This is a genomic window from Streptomyces sp. NPDC048270 (assembly GCF_040652335.1).
Taxonomy (GTDB): Bacteria; Actinomycetota; Actinomycetes; order Streptomycetales; family Streptomycetaceae; genus Streptomyces.
This window is the reverse complement of sequence record NZ_JBEZLV010000030.1, coordinates 55,307-61,383: the sequence shown is the minus strand read 5'-3', so window position 1 is coordinate 61,383 and position 6,077 is coordinate 55,307. Positions and strand designations below refer to the sequence as shown.

The following is a 6,077-nucleotide window of genomic DNA, read 5'->3' as shown; positions in this document are numbered from 1 at the left end:
CCCGCACCCCGAGAGGACACTGATGGGCGAGTACGACGAGCACACGGTCCTGGACACCCTGCGGCGCCACATCGTCGCCGTCGTCCCCGAGGTCGACCCGGCCGGGGTCACCCGGAACGTCTCGATGGCCGATCTGGGCTGCAACAGCATCGACCGCGCCGAGGTGGTCACCCTGACCCTGGAGGAACTGCGGCTGGACGTGCCGGTGGCCGAGTTCCAGGGGCTGCCCGACCTCGGGGCCCTGGTGGACCTGATGCGGACGTACCAGCGGTGACCGCCGCAGCCCCCGTGGTGGTCACGGGCCTGGGGGTGCACACCGCGGTCGCGGCCGGCGCGGACGCCTTCGAGCAGGCCCTGCGCGCGGGGCGCAGCGGGATCACCCGGCGGGCGGCGGCGGGACCGCACGAGCCGTCCGTCTCCGCCGACCTCGCGGACTTCGGCCTCCGGGCGGCCCTGGACGCCCTCCCCGGCCTGTCCGCCGGACTGCGGTCCGCCGCCGTGCGCACGGCGGGCCGGGCCCCGCTCGGGGTCCAGGTCGCGGTGGCCACCGCCGTCCAGGCTCACCTCCAGGCGGGCCTCGGCACGCCGGGCGGCCCCGCCCCCGGCCGCACCGGCCTGGTGGTGGCCGGGCACAACCTGACCACCGGCTACGCCGAGAGCCTGTACCCGAAACTCGCCGCGAGTGGCGCGTACGTCCCGGCCAGGGCCGCGCTGCACCTGCTCGACACCGACCATCTCGGCGTCCTCAGCCAGGTGCTGGGCATCACGGGGGAGGGCTGCACGGTCGGCGGGGCCTCGGCGAGCGGCAACGTCGGCATCATCACCGCGGCCCGGCTGCTGGCCCTGGGGGCGGTGGACGCCTGCCTGGTGGTCGGCGCCCTCGCCGAACTGTCCTCGCTGGAACGGCAGGCGCTGGTCAACCTGGGCGCGATGACCTCCGGCCCGCAGGGGCTGGCACCGCAGGAGGTCTGCCGCCCCTTCGACGAGGACCGCTCGGGCTTCGTCCCCGGCCAGGGTTGCGGGGCGCTGGTCCTGGAGACCGAGGAGTCGGCCCGCGGCCGCGGCGCGCCCGCCCTGGCGCGGCTCGCGGGCTACGGGCTCGCCCTGGACGGCAACAGCCAGGCCGACCCGGACGAGCGGGGCGAGACGCGGGTCATGGCGGCCGCGCTGCGCATGGCCGGCCTCGCGCCGCAGGCGGTGGGCTACGTCAACGCGCACGGCACCGGCTCCGCGCTCGGCGACCGCACCGAGGCGGCCGCGCTCACCCGGGTCTTCGGCGGCGGGCCGGGCGGACCGTGGATCAACGCGACCAAGGCGCTCACCGGGCACTGCCTCTACTCGGCCGGCGTGGTGGAGGCCGTCGCCACCGTGCTCCAGCTGCGCGGGGGCTTCGTCCACCCCAACGTCAACCTGCACCGGCCGATCGACCCGGGGCTGCGGTTCGTCGGCCGGTCGGCCCGGCCGGCGGACCTCTCGTACGCGCTCTCGAACGGCTTCGGCTTCGGGGGCATCGACACCAGCATCCTGCTGGCCGCGTGAGCGGGCCGGCCGAGGACAGGAGGGCGAGCACCGTGACGGCACGATGGACCGCGGAGGCGCGCGGGGCCCCGGACGCCGGGGTACGGCTGTTCTGCTTCGCGCACGCGGGCGGCGGCCCGGCCGGATTCCGCTCCTGGCAGCGGGAGTTCGGACGGGACGTGGACATCCGGCCGATCCTCCTCCCGGGCCGGGAATCCCGTGCCAGGGAGCAGCCGCTGCGCCGGATGGCGGATATTATCGGCCCGTTGTGCGACGGCCTGCTGCCCCTGCTCGACCGGCCGTACGCACTGTTCGGGCACAGCCTGGGGGCCGCCCTCGCCTACGAGGCGGCCCGGGAGTTCGCGGCACGCGGCTGGGGAGAGCCGCGCCACCTGTTCGTCTCGGCCCGCCGGGCCCCGCACCTGCCGTCCCGCCGCGCCCGGCTGCACGACCTGCCGCCGGACCAGTTCACCGCCGCCGTCGCCCGCATGGGCGGGACCCCGCCCGAGGTGCTCGCGCACCCCGAGCTGCTGAACGCGTTCACCCCCGGCCTGCGGGCCGACTTCGAGGTGAACGAGACGTACACCCCCCTGCCCGGAGGCCTGCTGGGCTGCGACGTGTCGGCGGTGGTCGGCCGCGCCGATCCCGAGGTCGAGGCGGACGAGATGGCCGCCTGGCGGGACACCACGCGCGGCGGATTCGACCTGCGGGTCGTGGACGGCGACCACTTCTACCTGAAACAGGCACCGGGCGAGCTGTTCGCCCTGATCCGCGGCCGACTGGACCTCCCCGTCCGGACCTAGCCCCGTACACACGAGCCCACCCCGCCCCACCCGATCACACGAGGAGAAGACCATGGAGAAGCTGGACCTCTCGGGCTGCCACCCGATCTTCGTCCGCCAGATCGACTGCCTGCAGAACAAGGACATCGAGGGACTCCTCGAGACCTACCACCCCGACGCCGTGGTGGTCCGCTTCCAGGGCGTGCTCACCGGCATCAAGGAGATCGGCGACACCTTCGGCCGCTACATGGACATCCAGGCCCGCTACGAACAGCTGCTGGAGTACACCCACACCGACGACACCATCTTCATGCGCGCCCTGATGAGCGTGCGCGGCGAACGGGAACTCGGTTTCGGGGCGTACGTCCTGAAGGACGGTCTGATCTGGCGCCAAGTCGCCGGAATCGAGGGCGGAATGCGCGACTGGTTCGCGGGCCGGGAGGACTCCGGGCATGCTGGAGAGCCGGACGGTGCCGCCTCCGCGTGACATCGCCGCTGTTCGACGACCTCTGCTGAGAAGAGATGCGAAACATGAGCAATGCCACCGGCACCCGCGTCCTGAAGAGCTGGGACGAGCAGGAGTTCACCGAGGCCGACGGCCGCAAGCTGACCCGCTCCGCCATCGAGTACTCCTACACCGGCGCCATCGAGGGCGAGGGCGTCCAGGAGTACGTGATGTTCTACCGCAGTGAGGTGTCCACCACCTTCGTCGGCCTGGAGCAGATCACCGGCCGGCTCGACGGCCGCTCCGGCAGCTTCGTGCTCCAGCACACCGGCGAACTGGACGACACCGCGGCCGTGGTGACGTGGACGGTCGTACCGGGATCCGGGACCGGCGAACTGTCCGGCCTCACCGGCAGCGGCGGCTTCACCGCCACCCACGAGGAGGCCGGCAACGCCGAGTACACCCTGGACTACGACTTCGCGTGATCCGCCGGGACGGGCCTGCCAGCACAAAGTTGAGCAGACTCCCGAACCTCCGACGATGAGGATGGCTGCCGGGCAACCCCGCCCGGCAGCCGCCCCGTTGGACGAGGAGGACCCGCCCGTTGGACGCCTCGACCCCGCCCGCGTCGTACCCCGTACCCCGCACCTGCCCGATCGATCCGGCGCCCGTCTACCCGCAGCTGCGGGCGGAGCAGCCGGTCTTCCGCACCACCCTGGACTTCGACGGCAGCGAGGTGTGGCTGATCACCGGCCATGCCGACGCCTGCGCCGTCCTGGCCGACGACCGCTTCAGCTCGGACTTCTCCAGGGAAGGGTTCCCCGCCCGGATGACGGTCCGGCCGCCGGGCCCGGGCACGTTCATCCGGATGGACCCGCCCGACCACGCCCGGCTGCGCCGCACCATCGTCGGCGAGTTCCGGATGAAGCGGCTGGAGCAGCTGCGCCCCGCGATCCAGGGCATCGTCGACGGACTCGTCGACACCATGATGAGCGGCGGGAACACCGCGGACCTGGTCCAGGCCATCGCCCTGCCCCTGCCCACCCTGGTGATCTGCGAACTGCTCGGAGTGCCCTACGGGGACCGCGAGTTCTTCCAGGACTGCACCCGGGTCATCGGCGACCAGTCGGCGCCGCCGGCCCGCCGCCAGGTCGTCCGCGACGAACTGCGCGCCTACCTGGACCGGCTGGTCCGCGACAAGACCGCGGCCCCCACCGACGACCTCCTCGGGCGGGCCGCCGCCCGGCTCGAGCAGGACGGCATCACGCACGACGAACTCGTGGGCATCGCGACCCTGTTGATGATCGCCGGATTCGAGACCATCGCCAACCAGATCGGCGTCGGCACCCTGCTCCTGCTCCAGCACCCCGGGCAGCTCGCCGATCTCGTCAAGGATCCCGGACTGGTCCCCGGAGCGGTGGAGGAGCTGCTGCGGCACCAGACGGTCATCGACTACGGCCTGCGCCGCGCGGCGACCGAGGACGTCGAGATCGGCGGCCGGACCATCCGGGCCGGTGAGGGCGTCGTCGTGGTGCTCTCCTCGGCCAACCGGGACGAGCGGGTGTTCCCCGACCCGGACCGCCTCGACCTCGGCCGCCCGGAGGCCCGGGAGCACCTCGGCTTCGGCTTCGGCCTGCACCAGTGCCTGGGCCAGCTGCTGGCCCGCCTCCAGCTGCAGGTCCTGTGGTCCACGCTGTTCGCCCGGATCCCCACCCTGCGCCTCGCCGTCCCGCTGGACGACGTCCCCTTCCGCACGGACATGTTCGTGCACGGCGTCCACGAGCTGCCGGTCACCTGGTGACCCGGACGCCCGGCCCGGCCCCGCCGACCGTCCCGGCGCCGCCCACCCCGGCGCCGCCCACCCCGGTCCGGCCCACCCCGGTCCGGCCCACCCGGGTCCGGCCCACCCGGGTCCGGCCCACCCCGGTCCCGCCCGTGTCGTCCCCATCCGCCCCGGCCCTGCCCGTGCCGTGCCGCGGCCGCCGCCGGCCACCGACTGCCCCCTCCGACCATCCAGCCCGGGCGCACCACGCTCCCGCGGACCAGAAAGGAGCCGGCGTGAACCGGCTGCCCGAAGACCACCCGACCGCCGCCGACGGGAGCGTCGAGCGCTGCCCGTTCCCGTTCCCCATCCGGTCCGCGCTCGACCCGTCGCCCGAGTACACCCGGCTGCGCGAGGAGCAGCCGGTCTGCCCGGTCGCCCTGCCCAGCGGAGACCCCGCCTGGATCGTCACCCGCTACGACGACGTCCGTACGGTCTTCAGCGACCCGCGGTTCAGCCGCCAGGCGGCCACCCGCCCCGGAGCCCCCCGCTTCATGCCCGGCGTCGAGGGCGACCCCGAGTCCATCGTGAGCAAGGACGCGCCCGACCACACCCGGCTGCGCAAGCTCGTCGCACCGGCCTTCACCGTGCGCCGCATCGAGGCCATGCGCCCCGGCATCCAGCGCACCGTCGACGAGCTGCTGGACGCCATGGAGAAGAGCGGACCGGACGGCGACGTCGTGTCCGCGCTCTCCGGCCCGCTGCCGATCATCACCATCGGCGACCTGCTCGGCGTCCCGCGCGAGGACCAGGGCCGCTTCCGCGAGTGGTCCGACCTGATGTTCAAGACCTCCCCGGACGCGCTGAAGGACGCCGTCGCCGCCCGGGAGGCCCTGATCGGCTACCTGGCGGCGATGGTCCAGGAGCGCCGCGCCGTCCCCGCCGACGACCTGCTCGGCGTCCTGATCGCCGCCCGCGACAACGACGACCGGCTCTCCGAGCGCGAACTGATCTCCTTCGCCGGCGGCCTGATCGTCGCCGGCTACGAGACCACCGCGAACCGCCTCGCCAACGCCGTCCTGGTGCTGCTGCGCAACCCCGAGCAGCTGGCGCTGCTGCGCGCCGAGCCGGAGCGGATCGGCGATGCCGTCGAGGAACTTCTGCGCTACATCCCCGGCGGCGCGGCCGGCGGCCTGATCCGGGTCGCCACCGAGGACGTCGAGGTGGGCGGCGAGCTGATCAGGGCCGGTGAGGGCGTCATCGCCGTCACCAACTCGGCCAACCGCGACAGCCTGGTCTGGGAGGATCCCGACACCTTCGACATCACCCGCAAGCCGGGCTCGCACACGAGCTTCGGGCACGGCATCCACCACTGCGTGGGAGCCCAACTCGCCCGGTTGGAGATGCAGATCGGCATCAGCACGCTGATCCGGCGCTTCCCGGGCCTGCGGCTGGCCGTGCCGGAGAGCGAACTGCCGTGGAAGCGCAACGTGGTCATCCACAGCCTGGAGGCCCTGCCGGTCACCTGGTGACACACCGGTCCGGCCGCCCCCGGCGGGGCGGCCGGACC

The 6,077-nt window shown here is 73.5% G+C and carries 7 protein-coding genes; all 7 read left to right on the top strand.

Translation table 11 applies throughout. From position 1 onward, the window contains the following. The first annotated feature begins 22 nt into the window (after positions 1 to 22). Positions 23 to 274, top strand: a complete 252-nt coding sequence (locus AB0D66_RS24650; RefSeq protein WP_362307411.1) for a phosphopantetheine-binding protein — start codon at positions 23 to 25, stop codon at positions 272 to 274. Further along, positions 271 to 1,539, top strand: coding sequence for a beta-ketoacyl synthase N-terminal-like domain-containing protein (locus AB0D66_RS24645; RefSeq protein ID WP_362307408.1), 1,269 nt, complete (start codon positions 271 to 273; stop codon positions 1,537 to 1,539). The genes AB0D66_RS24650 and AB0D66_RS24645 overlap by 4 nt, the downstream gene beginning before the upstream one ends. Before the next feature lie 32 nt (positions 1,540 to 1,571). Beyond that, positions 1,572 to 2,321, top strand: a complete 750-nt coding sequence (locus tag AB0D66_RS24640) for an alpha/beta fold hydrolase (RefSeq protein WP_362307405.1) — start codon at positions 1,572 to 1,574, stop codon at positions 2,319 to 2,321. Positions 2,322 to 2,373: 52 nt separating this feature from the next. Next, the gene (locus AB0D66_RS24635; protein WP_362307402.1) at positions 2,374 to 2,787 is read left to right on the top strand and encodes a nuclear transport factor 2 family protein; all 414 of its coding nucleotides are present in this window, start codon (positions 2,374 to 2,376) and stop codon (positions 2,785 to 2,787) included. Between the two features lie 44 nt (positions 2,788 to 2,831). Beyond that, positions 2,832 to 3,230 carry a DUF3224 domain-containing protein gene (locus tag AB0D66_RS24630; RefSeq protein WP_362307399.1) on the top strand — a complete coding sequence of 133 codons (399 nt, stop codon included), beginning with the start codon at positions 2,832 to 2,834 and terminating at the stop codon, positions 3,228 to 3,230. Positions 3,231 to 3,349: 119 nt separating this feature from the next. Then, positions 3,350 to 4,546: a cytochrome P450 gene (locus tag AB0D66_RS24625; RefSeq protein WP_362307397.1), complete on the top strand. Its 1,197-nt coding sequence runs from the start codon at positions 3,350 to 3,352 to the stop codon at positions 4,544 to 4,546. Positions 4,547 to 4,803: 257 nt separating this feature from the next. After that, positions 4,804 to 6,039, top strand: coding sequence for a cytochrome P450 (locus AB0D66_RS24620; RefSeq protein WP_362307394.1), 1,236 nt, complete (start codon positions 4,804 to 4,806; stop codon positions 6,037 to 6,039). The last annotated feature ends 38 nt before the right edge of the window (positions 6,040 to 6,077 follow it).